General features: G+C 40.1%; 9 protein-coding genes. 3 read left to right on the top strand and 6 right to left on the bottom strand.

What is annotated here, in order from left to right:
• Positions 1–5: 5 nt before the first annotated feature.
• Together D0T56_RS00845 and D0T56_RS00850 are read left to right on the top strand one after the other, a co-directional pair.
• On the top strand, positions 6–566 hold the full coding sequence (locus tag D0T56_RS00845; protein ID WP_163318249.1) for a cob(I)yrinic acid a,c-diamide adenosyltransferase: 561 nt from the start codon (positions 6–8) through the stop codon (positions 564–566).
• Between the two features lie 64 nt (positions 567–630).
• Positions 631–852: a DUF2795 domain-containing protein gene (locus D0T56_RS00850; RefSeq protein ID WP_163318250.1), complete on the top strand. Its 222-nt coding sequence runs from the start codon at positions 631–633 to the stop codon at positions 850–852.
• Positions 853–1,260: 408 nt separating this feature from the next.
• On the opposite strand, the gene D0T56_RS00855 is transcribed toward D0T56_RS00850, so the two are convergent.
• Positions 1,261–3,276, bottom strand: coding sequence for a DNA topoisomerase 3 (locus D0T56_RS00855; protein ID WP_163318251.1), 2,016 nt, complete (start codon positions 3,274–3,276; stop codon positions 1,261–1,263).
• A 541-nt stretch (positions 3,277–3,817) separates the two neighbouring features.
• On the opposite strand from D0T56_RS00855, the gene D0T56_RS00860 reads away from it, so the two are divergent.
• Entirely contained in the window at positions 3,818–4,180 is a 363-nt protein-coding gene (locus D0T56_RS00860; protein WP_163318252.1) for an Imm51 family immunity protein, read from the top strand.
• A gap of 6 nt (positions 4,181–4,186) precedes the next feature.
• Here D0T56_RS00860 and D0T56_RS00865 read toward each other — a convergent pair whose 3' ends face one another.
• The 5 genes from D0T56_RS00865 to D0T56_RS00885 form a co-directional block, all read right to left on the bottom strand.
• A complete protein-coding gene (locus D0T56_RS00865; protein ID WP_163318253.1) occupies positions 4,187–5,170 on the bottom strand; it encodes a phosphatase PAP2 family protein in 984 nt (327 codons plus the stop codon).
• 802 nt (positions 5,171–5,972) lie between these two features.
• Positions 5,973–10,001 carry a two-component regulator propeller domain-containing protein gene (locus D0T56_RS00870; protein WP_163318254.1) on the bottom strand — a complete coding sequence of 1,343 codons (4,029 nt, stop codon included), beginning with the start codon at positions 9,999–10,001 and terminating at the stop codon, positions 5,973–5,975.
• Positions 10,002–10,291: 290 nt separating this feature from the next.
• Positions 10,292–12,004 (bottom strand): T9SS type A sorting domain-containing protein, encoded by a 1,713-nt coding sequence (locus tag D0T56_RS00875; protein WP_163318255.1) that lies wholly within the window; start codon positions 12,002–12,004, stop codon positions 10,292–10,294.
• 220 nt (positions 12,005–12,224) lie between these two features.
• Positions 12,225–14,420 carry a T9SS C-terminal target domain-containing protein gene (locus tag D0T56_RS00880; RefSeq protein ID WP_163318256.1) on the bottom strand — a complete coding sequence of 732 codons (2,196 nt, stop codon included), beginning with the start codon at positions 14,418–14,420 and terminating at the stop codon, positions 12,225–12,227.
• Between the two features lie 614 nt (positions 14,421–15,034).
• A complete protein-coding gene (locus D0T56_RS00885; RefSeq protein WP_163318257.1) occupies positions 15,035–16,798 on the bottom strand; it encodes a T9SS type A sorting domain-containing protein in 1,764 nt (587 codons plus the stop codon).
• Positions 16,799–16,833: the final 35 nt, after the last annotated feature.

Genomic DNA, 16,833 nt, shown 5'->3' on the forward strand with positions numbered 1-16,833 from the left:
AAAAGATGAAAAAAAGTCATATATATACAAAGACCGGAGATGAGGGAAAGACCTCGCTTGTTGGCGGAACACGAGTAGCCAAAGACCACGTAAGGTTAGACGCATACGGAACCATCGACGAACTAAACTCCTTCACGGGTTTTCTGATATGCCGGATAGAAGACGAAAACACCCACAGAATATTGTCTTTCGTTCAGCATAAGCTATTTACGGTCGGGTCGTATCTTGCCACCGAAACCGAAAGCATGCCGCCGAAAGAAGCCAGTATTATCAAGGATGAAGACATATCATTGCTGGAAAACGAAATGGACAGAATAGACAGCGAACTACCTCAAATACGTCAATTCGTATTACCCGGAGGTAGCGAGTCCGCCTCTCGTGCTCACATTTGCCGTTCGGTATGTCGCCGGGCCGAAAGATGTATATATAAAGTGAAAAAAAAATACCCTGTCGACAGCAACGTACTTATGTTTGTAAACAGGCTTTCCGACTACTTTTTTCTATTGGCAAGACAAGAAAGCGTGAAAAATGGAAGTGAAATTTTTTGGGATACCTCTTGCAAATAGTAATTATTATTTTACTTTTGCGAAAAATTAAACAATAGAGTATTAACAAATCAGGATAAGTATTATGTATTGGACTTTAGAATTAGCATCGAAACTGGAAGATGCACCATGGCCCGCAACAAAAGAAGAGTTGATTGATTATGCTCAGCGTTCGGGTGCGCCTCTTGAAGTAATAGAGAACTTGCAAGAACTTGAAGATGAGGGTGAAATATACGATACAATCGAAGATATTTGGCCTGATTATCCAAGTAAGGAAGACTTTTTCTTTAACGAGGATGAGTACTAGGAGTGTAGAAATGTAAGAAGACGAAAAAATAAGGGTAATATAGAAAATGCAAGGGTAACAGATTTGTTACCCTTGCATTTTCTATACATCTATGTATCAACCAATTAAAACCACAAACAATAACCCACCAAGCCAACAGTGTGTTAAATACACTTAAATTGAAAAATATTTTTTTCAAAACATGTTGTACAACATAAAAAACTTCATATCTTTGTACTGTGTTTTTCATGGTATTAGATTTAAGGTTAACAATTAAGATTGGGGTTGTCGTGAGACAACCTTTTCTTTTTTATAATTATCTGGTACTGAAGTAGCGTTGTCTATTTTTTTTAAGACCATATGTAACCAATCGGTCAACATAAACTCCATTTTTTAATAGTACAGCTATAAAATAGCTTATTTTATTTTTCAAAATGATTGCCTGAACGAACAACCGGCTTTCCATTCGGAACAACCATAAGCGGTTTTTCCTTTCAGTATTTTTCCTTTTCCGCATACAGGGCAAACATCTCCTTCTTTTACACCTGCCTCTTTCGCTTCTTTTTTCTTTGCTGCAGAAGCCTTTTTCTCTCTGGGTTTTGAAGGTTTCTTCTCTTTCTTCGGCTTTTCTTCTTCTTTCACAACCTCCTCAATCGTGATGCTTCTGCCCCAATCATTTTTAACGTTATGCACTATGCCCGCAACCATTTGCTTCAATTCGTCAAGAAAAGCCTTTGGCTCGTATTCGCTTTTTTCAATCTGGCGAAGTTTCTTCTCCCAAATACCTGTCAATTCGGCCGACTTAAGCAGATCTTCCTTTATTGTCTGTATCAACTCAACCCCGGTAACCGTAGCATAAAGATTTTTCTTCTCTTTACGAATATAGTTTCTTTTGAACAAAGTCTCTATAATATTCGCACGTGTAGACGGGCGACCGATACCGTTTTCCTTCAGGGCATCACGAAGTTCTTCGTCGTCAACCAACTTTCCGGCGGTTTCCATAGCACGCAGAAGAGTGGCTTCGGTATAATATTTTGGAGGTGTAGTCCATTTCTCTGTCAACGATGGCTCATGTTCTCCCGACTCACCTTTTTCAAATGTGGGCAGGATATTTTCATCGTCTCTATTTTCGTCCTCATCCTGCTGTGCAGAGTGTTTCTTCTCGAAAACAATTCTCCACCCCGCATCAAGAATCTGCTTTCCTGTTGTCTTAAATTCTATCTTATTTGCTTCGCCAAGTACGGTGGTAGTCGATATTTTACAGTTCGGATAAAAAACAGCGATGAAACGACGGGCAACAAGATCATACACTTTCCGCTCGTTTTCGTTCATATTGTTGGCTCTTACCCCTGTCGGGATAATGGCATGGTGATCCGTAACCTTACTGTTATCGAAGACTTTTTTCGATTTCAGTATTTTTTCCCCTCCAAGTATCGGCGATGTCAAATCCTCATAGCCGATCAATCCTTTAAGAGTATCAGGCACTTTAGGGTAGATGTCATCACTCAGGAAGGTTGTGTCTACACGGGGATATGTCGTCAGTTTCTTCTCATACAACGACTGAATGGTTTTCAAGGTATCTTCCGCCGAAAAAGCAAACTTCTTGTTACACTCTACCTGCAAGGATGTCAAATCGAACAAACGAGGCGGAGACTCCTCTCCTTTCTTGATCGTCACATCCGTTATTTCAAACAAAGAGCCTTTTATTTCCTCAAGAAATTTCTCACCCTCTTCTTGTGTCGTAAACCGTCCTTTTGTAACCGAAAACGTAGTCTCCCTGTACAAGGTCTTCAATTCCCAATAAGGCTCGGGTTTAAAGTTCTCTATTTCCAATTGACGGTTCACAATAAGGGCAAGTGTAGGGGTCTGAACCCGCCCGATAGACAATACAGACTTGTTCTGCCCGTATTTGATCGTATAGAGCCGTGTCGCATTCATACCCAGCAGCCAATCGCCAATAGCTCTGGACAAACCAGCTTCATAAAGTTTGGTAAAATCGGATTGGTCTTTCAACTTCTGAAAACCTTCTCTTATCGCATCTTCTGTCAGCGATGAAATCCAAAGACGCTTCACAGGGCATTTGCACCCTGCTTTTTGCATCACCCACCGTTGAATAAGCTCCCCTTCTTGTCCGGCATCACCACAATTGATAACCTCATCGGCATTCTGAACCAGCGACTCAATAACCGAAAACTGCTTTGCAATGCCGTCGTTATTTATCAGCTTTATACCAAAGCGAGGGGGAATCATTGGCAAGACTTCTAATCGCCAGCTTTTCCATTGCGCATAATATTCGTGAGGCTCTTTCAACGTGCAAAGATGTCCAAAAGTCCATGTCACCTGGTAGCCGTTTCCTTCAATGTATCCGTCTTTCCGGTTTTTGGCTCCCAAAACATTCGCTATTTCACGTGCAACACTTGGTTTCTCTGCAATACAGACCTTCATCTATTCTTTTATCTTTTTTAGTTTTGTGAAAGACAAAGATATAAAGAATCTCAGACATCGCCTATCAACACGCATTGCGCTTAAACATCCAGCGCCATTCTATTTCCTTAATTTTCCTAAAAAACAAAAACTTTTTATTGCTGTTTCTTGTTCTAAAAGTCTATGATAGTGTGAATCGGTAGTTAAAATCGTTCAATTACATTAGTCGTTTTGCGTGACTCGGCATAATCAAAATAAATTTTGCTTCTGCTCTCGCTACTTAATACGTTCTTTTAGTTTGCACAACCTCAGTAGGGGCGAAAAATATTTCGCCCGATATTGTTGTCATAAGGGCGTAAAATTTTACGCCCCTACTTTCGGGCAGACCAAAGGCCTGCCCCTACATTAACAATTTTTTATTGTAGGAGTGGGGTTCTACTCCACCCGTAAAATGTGCAAACCAAAAGAATATTTTTCTGATAGTGAAATCCAAAATACTGATCGACATCAATGAATAAAAAGTATTGATTACTTCATAACATAAAATACAAAAAGTAGATCCATGATTAAAAACTATTTCGCAAAAATCAAAGATGAAAGCTCTAACGATTTATCAATCTGTCTTTATGTAAAACAGGACAAAATAGCAGGAATAGGACAAAAATTAAACGGAAGAAATAGCGATGCTTACATGAGCGGATACAACTGGAATGTTTTTCTGAATTATTATCTGGATAAAAACCACCCCGACATTCTACAAGATATGAAAGCCGACCCCAGAGACGGGATGTATATCGTTCATTTTCCGCTGATGCCCAACGGGGAAAAAAAAGCAAGCCAGTTGATAGAAATTATAACTGACTTGGTAGAAAATGAGAGTAAAATATCACAAATTGCGACCAACAAGTGCCTCAACAGCAACTAACCCCTCTCAGAACGTAAAAACACCTCCGATCCCGATATTTTCGGGAGTTATGGCAGGAACAATCGCTATTTGTTTTTTCGATTCTTTTATTCCGAACAACTTATGGAAAGCCGGCAGTAACATATATCCCAGTTCTGCACTCAGGATGCCAACCCCTGCACCTGTCACCACATCACTGAACCAGTGTCTTTTGTTGTGCATACGCATAAATCCGGTAGTTGCGGCAGCAGTATATCCTGCAATCCCAACCCATTTCGATTCATCCCTGTACTCCTTGTAAAGAATATGCGCCCCGACAAATGCCGTAGCCGTATGACCGGAAGGGAATGAATTGAGGGAGCCATTATTGGGACGGGCAACTTTGGTCAGATTTTTAGTAGTTTGCACGGCGGTTGTCATTATGAGATAAGAAGTTGCAGTTACAATAGCCCTGTCTCTCAAGTTATGCTTGGCTCTAAGATTCGTAGCCAAATCGAGACCAAAAATAGCCGCAGTCGGCGCATATTGCAAATAATCGTCGAATGTTCTTTTCTTCGCAAAATGCTCCGTCATTTCTTCATGTAGATTTTCATCCACATTTTTAAATCCTCCGGTGGCATGCCTAATTATTCCGTACGTGACAAGGGTGGATGGGATTATGTATTTTGCAAACGGCTTATTGAAAAAAGATGTCTTCTTTTCAGGCTTCTCAAAAAACGTGTATGCCGAAGGCATTGCCAATTTATCCTGATAGGGTAATATATCTTTCATGTTCGGTTTTTCGATATCCGGTTTGATATCGGGTTTTTCCAATGGCGTTTTCGGCGGAGGTATCGTATTCTGATCGCTACTCCGGATATTTTTTAACGAATCATTTTCCAATGTTGCCGTGGCAACTTCCCTTATCTGGTTTATGGTGCTGTCGTTGGCGTAAAATTGTGAGAGACGACGTGCCAGACAGCACGAACAATAACAGACAAGAATAACGCACAAGATGAACTTCAGAAGCATAGTAGTCATGTAAAAAAAATAAAGAAGTTAGATAAAAGTGTTTTGTTTGTAACCAAGTGTGTTGAGCAATTATTCAATATTGCCTTGCTATACCCATTAGTTTGAAATAAATACAACTACAATGTAATTCTTTTTTACATGATTTTGCATCAAGATAACACTATTAACAATAGTTTAATTTCAATTTACTTAAAAAAGCATAGACAAACTGAAAATTGACACCTCTATTGTGAAAAATGATTTATTTTCCTTTTTTTCTACATAAGACCATTAACTATATCAAAAACACAACCATAACAACCAGAGTAAAATCACTGATAATCTACAGATTAGAAACATTCATCAAGAAGAACGAATAACAGTAAGAAGAGATAAACAATTTAGAAGAACAACTCGAAGAAGCACCCCACAAACAAACTTCGTGCCACAACGAACGTTTGTTCATTTGCCGATATTATCATCAGATTACCCGTGATACATTTAGATAATGAAAGATAACCAAGGTGTCCCAAAAGTAAGATTGCACTATCAAAGTATTACTCATTTTTGTCATTGAGTCGCCTTCGCTCCTCGAACGTTGTCATTCTGAGTGCAACGAAGAATCTATACTTTCTAAAAACAGATCCTTCACTTTGTTCAGGATGACAAAAAGACATTGAAATTTACTTTTGGGACACCCTCTGAGTAAAACGAAGGATCTGAATTGAAAACACTCAGATTTTTCACTTCGTTCAGGATGACAAAACCAATATGAATCTTATAATAAATGAGTTTATATCAAAGGCCTAAATGCACCACGGGTTCAGATTGTATTTTTCTCTTTTATAAAATCCGTTGGGGTGATATTAAAAACACTCTTAAATGTTTTGCTGAAATAGGCAGGATCGGAAAATCCGACTTTATAGGCAACTTCCGCCACCGTAAACTGCTTTGTTTTGAGGAAATCGGCAGCCATTTTCATCCTGATATTTTGTATTATCTTATTGGGCGACACGTCTGATATCGCTTTTATTTTACGGAAAAACTGCGCACGGCTGACTCCCAATTCCTCAGACAAATCGTTGATAGAAAGTTCGGGGTCTTCAATACGATTCCTCACTATTTCGAATAGTTTTTCCAAGAAAGAATCGTTCGTGGTCAACTCCGCCGACGGAACTTCGGGCGAAGACAATTGACTGCTGAATAGCTTCCGCAACTGAATACGGTTGTTTATCAGATTTCTGACACGAACCTTCAACAGATTCGCGTCAAACGGTTTCAGTATATAATCGTCGGCCAAAGCCTCATATCCCTCCTGAATGTGTTCGCTCATGATTCTTGCCGTCAGCAAGATTACAGGTATGTGCGCTGTGCGTAAATCATCTTTCACCAGCTTACAGAATTCTATACCATCCATCACAGGCATTTGAATGTCACTTATAATCAAATCCGGCAATTTATCCGTTGCAACGGCAAGTGCTTCTTTCCCGTCGGCGGCTTCTATAATAGAATACTGATCCGAAAGTTGGGATGTTATGTAGTAACGCAAATCGTCGTCATCTTCAATAACCAGGACTAAAGGCTTATTGTCGATATCACTTTTTTCTTCATCCTGCTTTTCTATTTCAATTGGCGATATGCTGTTCTTTTCAAGCACACGGTTGCGGTCGTCCCTGTTAGTTGCGATAATCTCGGTATGAGACGGTTCGAAATGATCTTTACCTAAAGGCAATTCAACAAAAAATTCAGAGCCATCACCCAATGTACTTTCCACCCAAATGCGTCCATTGTGAAGGGTTACGATATATTTGGCAAGGTTCAAACCAATACCCGAACCAAACATACCCGAACGATTGCCCTGATGCACCTGATAGAAAGGGTTGAAAATCAGTTCGAGGTTTTCTTTGGCAATGCCTTCCCCATTGTCACGAACCGACATAATAAGGTTGCCGTCTTTTTTCTTCGAGGTAATGACTATCTCACCGTCCTTATTCGTATGTTTGATGGCATTGGACAGTAAATTGAAAATCACTTTTTCCATTAGTTCGGCATCAAACCAGATATCTTTTTCCCAATATTGGTTCATATACGCCAAACTAATGCCTTTTTTCCTCGCCAGCTCGTTAAAGTTTTCTATCTGATCCGACAAAAATATGTCAATATCTACCTGTTGCACTTTCAAGGACATTGCGCCATGCTCCATTTTCCTGAAATCCATCAACTGATTCACAAGAAGCAATAGCTTGTTTGTGTTTTTATATATCAACCGGGCAGGGTATAACAGTTTGTTTGGCAAAGAATTGTCTTTTAGCAAATCCTCTACCGGACCGGTTATCAGAGTGAGTGGCGTTCGCAATTCGTGAGAAAACTTAGTGAAGAAATCCAATTTCATCTGATAGTATTTTTCAATATTATCTTTCTCTATTCGGTCTATCTCCTGCCTGTATTTTGATGTTTTTTTGTTGTTGAAATATTGGATAATAAAATACAGCAATCCCAAGAAAGCCAAGACATACAAAATCTTTGCCCAGGTAGTGCGCCAGATTGGGGGATGTATAGTGATTTTTATTGTAGACATCTCGTCATGCCACACACCATCGCTGTCGCACGATTTGATGCAGAAAACATATTCCCCTTCCGGCAAATTTGAATAGACAACATCGTTTCGTTCCGTATACTTCCATTCATCTTCAAAACCTTCCAGTTTGTAGGCATACTGAGTTCCCCTTGGAAAAAAATAATTCAAGGCTGAGAACTGAATAAAAATAGAAGAATGATTGAACGGAAACTCCACTTTCTTCAAATCCTCAAAATTGTCGTAACGCAACACCTTTGTGTCGTCTTTCGTGTTCAGTGATTGCACCAGCGAAACTCTGACTGCCGGAGGATTAGAAACTCCATTTCGGAACGAATTGGGATCGAAAGAAGTCAAGCCGTTACTTCCTCCCACATAAAAAAGTCCGTCGGAGCCTTTTATAAATGCTTTTCGTGAAACTTCCGCCAATGGAAATCCCATTTTTCCTGTATAATTTATTATTCTACCATTTTGCTCGCTGATTTTAGAAACTCCATTAAGAGTCGCAACCCAGATATCTCCGTTTGTTTCGTCTTCAAGAATTCCACAAATTGAATTATGAGCCAACCCGTTATTCACGTCGAACAGAGAACATTCTTTCTTATCAAGATCACATCGGAACAAGCCGGAACCATAAGTACCTATCCAAATATTATTCTTACTGTCTTCGAACAACACATTTACGTTTTTATCTTTCAACTGTTCAAAATTCAACCTCGTGGCATTCAGGTATTTATTTCTGTGTTGTTCATCATATTCGTATTCCCACACGCCACCGGTACGTGTGCCTACGAGCATATTCCCGTTATGCCTCATCAAGACATCCTGAGCCATCATAAAACTGGTGATATTGTTGAAGTTGGTAGAAAGATTACTGTTTACCTCGCCTGTCTGAGGGTTATAAACAGATAATTCTTCTTCCGCAATCCAGATATTACCATTCATATCTTTAGCCATACTCCTCACCTGAGAAGCGGGCGGAATGTTGATTTGCCTGCCTATCTGCCTGGTGTTTAGATCAAACGTATAAATACCTCTGTTCAAAAGATATAAATAAAGGAGATGGGGTACATCTTTATAAATGAAGAAAAGTTCAAATTTTGTATTTTGTCCTGCCAGTTTCGATTCCAAATCAAAGTGGCTGAGTTTTCCGGTCTTCATATCCTTCAGGCAGATGCCTCTTTCGTGCCCGATCCATAATGTACCGTTTTCCTCCACCAGATTGCCGACAACACCGGCAGGCTGATTTTTATCTGCATCCAAATCGTAAAAATTGAAATAATACCTGTTGGGGTTGCAGTATTTCATTCCCTTGTTAAAAGTTCCAACCCACAATGCGCCTTGATTGTCTTTGTACAGGCTCATTATCCGGTTGTGCAACAACAGGTTGGTCTGAAGCATGGAAGATATATTCCGCCGATAGGTATGCGTTTGCGGGTCAATGCCAAGCAAGCCGTTATCTGTACCTAGAATGAGAATGGAATCGTTGTATTCCAGAATATCGTGTATCTGGTCGTTATCGAATTTCACATCTTCCGGCATTTGTATTTTTATGGGAACAAGTGATTGATCTGAGGGTTCGTATGTGAATATGTTATTACTATCGGCCCCCATCCACACTTTGCCCTTACTGTCGCGAAATATTTTGTAGATCATAGGACGTCCGGCAACCTTGCTTTCGTCCAGATATTGCAGTTTGTTGGTTTTCGTATTGAACAAGGCAACCCCTTTATTCATCACCTCCAACAGAAGATTTTCGGCATCGTAGAATGCCATGCTATTGATATAAGCACCTTTCAGTGATTCTATTGCTTTCACCTCTTTTTCTTCAATCACATACAATCCTGTTTTTGAAGAAATCCACACCTTGTTTTTTTTATCTATCCAGATGTTGGTAACCACGCCCTTGGGCAGTTCTCCATTCGAGTATTTCAGGTCTAGTTCGACAAACTTTTCCGTATAAGGGTCAAATTGGATGATCCAGTTAAAAGTTCCTATCCAGATTAGCCCGCTACTATCTTTCGTCAGGCACGTAATATCATTACTATACACAACATCTTCTTTCTCAACGTTGTAGTTATACGTCCTGAACTCGTACCCGTCAAAACGGATAAGTCCGTTTTTTGTTCCGCACCAAACATAGCCAAGAGAATCTTGACAAATAGCCTTTATCGAACTATTAGACAAACCGTCAGCCACCGTATAAGTTTTATAGGGCGTCACCGACCACAATTCGGCGAAGATGAATAAGATTATAGCAAACACCTTGTATCTCATCCTAATTATACGGCTGTCGGGTTTTATCAAGTTATTAGTTCCGGTTGTTTATACACAAATATACCATTTAAAGACTTGATTAGAAATAAGACTTACGTATAATCAGCTTTTTTTTAGTTAAACACCTCTGTTAATTAACAATAAGAGTGTCTCAAAAGCTATTTTTTGTCATCCTGAGTAGAACGAAGGATCTATATGATTTTGATTTTTAACAAGCAACGGATTCTTCACTTCGTTCAGAATGACAAGTTTGCTACTCATGAAACACTCTCATCTATGAAAAAATGAATTTAGAAAACAACTTTTTGGCTATGCGCCTTATTGTTGTTTTTCAATGTTACTACGTACACTCCTTTAGCTGCTAAAGGGAAAGAAACTGTTGATTCGCTCACGTTAGCGGATGAAACCAAGGCTCCGTTGATTGTATAAATATCAACCTTAGTAGCTTCTTGCAATCCCTGTATATTCAGTGTTCCATTATTTACGAATATTGTATAAGAAAGAGCCGTCTCTTTTTCGATTCCCGTAGACACTTTCGTATATTCATAAGCACCTATATCAAAGCCTCCGCTATTGCGTATATTTCCCATAATATCCACGCCCGAAAACGAAGCAGCAAGAGACGCTACACCTACTCCCGTCATCGTATTGGTTGGGCTGCTAACTCCTGCATCAACCAAAGGAGAAGTTTCCAACAAAGTCCAGTTGGCTTTTCTTATCGACTCCAATTCAGCAGCAGAGGAAGCAATACCGATAAATCCGGTAGGACTTTTAAATTCAGGATTTACTGCTTCTACCGGCGGACTATCGTTCAATGCTCCCGCAAGTTTTATGGGCGAAAATGTATTCATAATAGCAGCGTCGTTTTGTATCTTTCCATTATGAGCAAAACCGTCGATATAAGGATAAGCCGTTATAGCCGTATTTTTAGCTTTCAGGCGAATATTGCTGTTGTAGCTACTGCTTACAGGAGGATTAGCAGATGCGTTTCCCCATATTACGGTATTGTATATCTCAAAATATTCACATTCGGGGAAAGAACTATATTGGCTATGATTATTAACCAAAGTGCTTCCGATAATTCTGTTCACATGAGTGTTTCCGTCTCCATTGCCATTAAAGTAAAATGCAGCACCACTTGTAGTAGAAGTATTATTATAAATGATACAGTTTTCAATTATAACACCTCCTTTACCAAAAATACCTGCCCCACGCCCATTATTAGAACCCTGTCCGGCACGGCAATTGCGAATCATTGAATTTTTGATATATCCCGTTGGGGTTCCCGGCGTGCTATCAATGAAACCATAAATATGAAGTGCTCCTCCATAACAAGCAATGGTATTGCTAGCTATTGAGGTACAGTTTTCGAACAAACAGCTTTCAACATGTCCGCCTGTTACATAAAGGCCACCTCCATTAACAGTTCCAGACCCTTCGGCTGTAAGGTCACGGATAATGCAATTACGGATCGTTGTTCCTGTTGCTACAATACCTCCTGATGCCTGATTACCTTTGTAGTAATTATCAGAAATAGTAATCCCGTCCAGAACGGAAGTACCCGTAAGGTGTATCATCTGAAAAGAAGATGGCTCTGAAGAATCATTTCCAGCACCGCAAAAATTAGTTTCGTTCACAAACTCCCACGCTTCCGTCAAACCATTGCCATCGTTATCGGCTATTGCCCGTTCCGTCAGGCTAGTTTCCGTTCCTTCAAAACCTCCACACAAAGTAATATTTTCAATAGCCAGTTTCCCTGTATTTTTGTATACACCTTTTGCAACCCATACTTCATCGCCTTTTTGTAATGTATTCAAAACATTGACAACAAAATCGGTTGAACCCGAAGGCAGGGTTATCACTACATTTTCCGCATCTTCCGTTACAGAAGTCCATGCTACGGCATCATCCGCAAGTTTCACATATACACGACGGGCATACGATTGTGTCGGGTAAAGAATCGCACAAATCAGAATTGCTATGGTAAACAATTTCTTTTTCATAATCATTGATTTTTAAGTTATTAGTAAGGTTTATTTAGTTTTCTGTCGTTTCAAACAGGGCGTTAGAACCCTCAGACAAGCACATTTTCTCTTTTCCGTGCTTGCTAAAATGGATTGAGTTTTAAGTTATAAGTTATAAGTTTTGAGTTTTAAGTTTTGAGTTTTAAGTTTTGAGTTTTGAGTTTTAAATCTATTGCTGATAACTGTTAACTGACAACCGCTATCTGTTCACTGTTATAAGATGTTTTGCAATCCAGCTATTTCTGTCAGATTTGACATGAACTAAAAAAAAACTTTTAGTAAGATTGCCGACATCCATTGATGCTTGATTGTTTGTTATTTCGATTCGTTTTTTTTTGACCAAACTGCCTGTTCCATCGTAGATGTTTATTTCGGCCAAACCATCTGCCGGAATATTGTTTACATATAACATTCCACCTGATGTATAGCAGCTTATTACTCCTTTATTGTCCGAGATATTTTCAGCAATGGAGGAAGAAGGCACAGGATCTTTCCAATTCAATATAGTTGGTTCTCCGTCCGTATTGTAAATGTAAACATCATCCGATTTGTCCGTTTGCTTTGTGTATGGCGAATTATACAAACTTCCATCACCAAGAGTCTGAACCTTTCCGTTTATCTTGTACTGATCGCTATATGCCAATGTCGGAGCAAAGAATGTAAGGTCAAGTACATCTCCATCCATTGATGTATAACGTAATTGAGGAGTGTCTGTATCGTAATTTACGGTATCGAATGACGAGTTGGCAAGCAACTTCGTTTTGAATTTGTTTATTTCTTCTTCCAGTGTTGCGCCTTTCAGGTCGTCGGTGATCTCTGTCGTTTGCAAAATCCACGAACCTTTGCGGGTGGTCTGGTCTGTAAACATCAGCACATCGCAATTGGCTACATTGTAGGGAGAGCGCGTCATCATGGAGAACGGCTCTATCGTTCTGAAAGCGAACATCATGGAACCGGTATGACAGAAAACCCAATTGTCGGATTCAACTTTCAATTTGATCCCTACCCTGGAGAAAGGCACATAAAGCTGATAACGCTTTCCTTCGAGATAGGTAGTGGGTACGTTCGTAACCCCGATTGCCGCACCTTTGTATTGCAAAACCCGATGAAACGGATTCTCGCCATATCCCGCAGCATTAGCATTCACGGCGTCGGTTGGCCGTTCAGGATTGTCCTGACATACAGTGAAAAAGCATTGGCTGGTTTCGTCGCTTTGCCAAGCCAGATAGGTACGTTTTGTTTCTTTGTATGTGTATCGGCTGAGAGCTGCACTCAGGTTGTAAGGGATTTCCGTTTGTGTTGCCAATCCATAATTTTTGCTCTGATATGTATATTTGTAGTTCTTCCAGTTTTGAACAATATTGTTACTTGCATTGACTGTTTTATCGTCAATATAACTTATATATTCGTAAGGGAAAGTTTTTCTCTTTTCAGCATCCAGAATTGCCTGCAAAGGCTTTATGTTCCTTTTATAAGCCGACCAGAAGCAGAAAACCGCATAATTGTCCGAATCAGACACATACTGATTGAGCATCTGTATTGTATTTGTCGGATTTCCGAAAAACAACCAAGCCAAAGCTGTTATGCGCGAGTTTGTGCCTAATTGCCCGGCCACAAGTTGCGCCCAGCCTTTCGAACGGGGAGGATTAGCGATATACAGACCTTGATTCCATGCTCCCACCATAGCAGCTATTATCTGCTGGTAAACAACATACGCCTTTTGCTGTATCTCCTCATCTGTTGAAAATTCAGCCAACATACGGATATACATCGTATTGGTAGGGAGGTATACAAAGGCATCCATTTCCTTGCAATTGTTATGATATATATTGTTCAACGTATTGATGATACGAGAACGGTTGTATGCTGTGATCTGGGTTGCGTTTTTACCCTTCAGGTCTGTAAAATCCGACCATTCTTGTGCAGCAAGAAGTCCTGCCGTATAGCGCATCATATCCAGATTCAATGTTGCCGTGCTACCATTGGTATTAAAATTTATTTGCTTCAGGAATGTTTTTACACGCAGCTTCAAAGTTGCAGGGATTTGGTCTTTGCAAAGAAAATAGCCATGAATTGTCATGTGTGCAAAAAATTCTATATCCGACCCTGTAACAGAAGATGGGTTTGCGATGACAGCATCATACAAAGTTTCCAGTTGAGAAATGGCACGTTCCGAGTCCACACCTTTATAGATTCGTGCCCAATAGAACGGAGCTGTATATTTTATGTTTACATTTCCGGTATAAGGCTCAATATCGTTCACCATGCAGTTAATCATCGATTCGCACCGTTCCTCGAATGTATTTCCCGTAAGCGTATAATTCTGAGCTTGTATGCTCTGCCCTGCAAAAATGCAGGAAAACAAGATACAGAAAGAGAATATTTTTTTCAACATGACAATTGTTTTATAATGTTTTATAATGTTTTAATCGACTAGCGAATAGTATATTTTATTGAACGTTCTTTTATTTTATACATTCTACTACCGCGTCTCTTGCAGAGACTTGCCTTCGTTCAATTGCATTAGTCATTTCTCGTGACTCGGCATAGCCTAAGTAAACTTGGCTCTGCTCTCGCTACTTGAAATGTTCATTTTGGCTTGACCCAAAACGAACCAAAAAGTCAAGGCTTAGCTTCTCGGCGACCCGTTACAAGCTTGCAGGCTAAATTGAAAATAACTCGCATCTACGATGCTCAAACAACTTTCAATTTTAGCGCCTTGCTTCGCTTAACGTGTTCCCGCCTGCGAAGCAGATGCCGTTTCGCCTGACGGGCGTAAGCAGGATGTGCCTCAGTAACGCAGCCGGGCACCTGACCGGTGAAGTTGACGTAAAACTAAATTCTGTTTGAGCCAAGGGCGAGTTTATTTAGTTTAGTCAACAAGCCGCTCCTGTCAGGTCGGCGAGGAACGAAGCACTGTTTTTTGCAACTTTTTGACACCAAAAAGTTGAAGAAGAAAAATGTATAAAATAAAAGAACGCTTAATGTATTCAATCCTATATACTTACTTTAAAATACAACCTTTTGGCTATATTTCTGATTGTTGCTTTTCACCGACACCACATATACCCCTTTATTGTATAGAGGAAGTGTTGCAGATGAAGCATTTACTGTTGCAGACGAAACCAATGTTCCATTCAAACCGTAAACTTCGATTGTAGAAACTTCCTCCAATCCGTCAACAGTCAGAACGCCACCTATCACATACATTCTGAAAAGGGCGTCATTTGCCTCATTTGCAATGCCGGATGTTGCGCCAAACTCATAAGCACCAATATCGAATTTACCAACATTGCGAGCCAATCCAAGAGCATCTACGCCGGAGAATGAAGCGGCAAGCGAAGCCTCACTTATTCCGGAGTTGGCATTTGAAGGAGCATTCACTCCTGCATCAATCATTGGAGATTCTGCCACTAAAGTCCAGTTAGCTTTTCTTATTTCGTCCAAATCTGATGCACCCAAGGCTACACCTTGAAACTCAGTCGCATTTTTGAATTTAGGAGCCTGATTACCTGTAAGGTCGTTCAATGCACCACCCAAAAGCACAGGACTGAACGAAGCATTCCTGATAATATCGGAATTTAATATTGTTCCATTATGAGCTATGCCATCGAGGAAAGGATAAGCATTAGACAAACTCGCATTTGCTTTCATACGGATATTAGCATTGTAGCTTGTCCCGTCAATTGCAGGATAGTCGGCAGAAGAGTTACCCCAGAAAACAGTATTGTATACTTCAATAAATTCAGATTCAGAAATTGTACAATATGGACTACAATTGTTAACCACAGTACAGCCGATTATTCTGTTCACATGTAGGTTTGCATCACCCACTCCATGAAAATAAAATGCAGCACCACTGCTGGCAGTATTTGTAAAGGCTACCGAGTTGTTGTAAATCACACAATTTTCAACAATTACGCCGCTTTTCCCGAAGATTGCTCCACCACGGCCTACATTATTATCCTGACCTGCTTTACAATTACGTATCACTGAATTTTTGATATATCCCGTAGGTGTTCCCGAAACATTATCGGCGATACCATAAATAAGAAGCGCTCCGCCATAACAAGCTATGGCAGCAGATGCAATGTTGGTACATGATTCAAACAAACAGCTTTCCACGTGTCCGCCCGTAACATATAGTCCACCACCGTTCACAGTTCCTTTGCCCTCTACTGTCAGGTCGCGAACGATGCAATTACGAATAGTTGCAGTAGCTGCCACCACACCACCTGAAGCCTGATTGCTTCCTGTATAGTAGTTATCGGAAACAGTAACACCATCCAATATTGAACCCTGACCTAAATGAATCATCTGAAATTTAGATGCTTTATCGGCACTGTTTCCCGCACCCTTGAAGTTTGTTTCGTTCACAAACTCCCATGCTTCAACCAATCCGTTTCCGTCTTTATCACTCAATGCCCGTTGCGACGGGTCTGTTTCCGTACCTGCAAAACCTCCATACAGAGTAATGCCTCCGTATACATAACCATTGACATCATCATCCTGAAGGGCAAGTTTGCCTGTATTGGTATATTCACCTTTTGCCACCCAAACTTCATCGCCTTTTTGTAATGTGCTCAAAACATTGCCAACAAAATCGGTTGAACCCGAAGGCAGAGTTATTACAACATTTTCAGAATTGGCCGTAACATGAGCCCATGCTGTTGCATCGGAAGCCAACTTAACATATACACGCCGTGCGAATGACTGAGTAGAGAAAAGCATTACGCACATAAGAACAGATGTAGTAAATAATCTCATTTTCATAACATTTGTTTTTATTAATTAGAACTAGATTTATA

It is taken from the genome of Dysgonomonas sp. 520, from assembly GCF_010501095.1.
In the GTDB taxonomy this organism is placed as follows: Bacteria; Bacteroidota; Bacteroidia; order Bacteroidales; family Dysgonomonadaceae; genus QVMP01.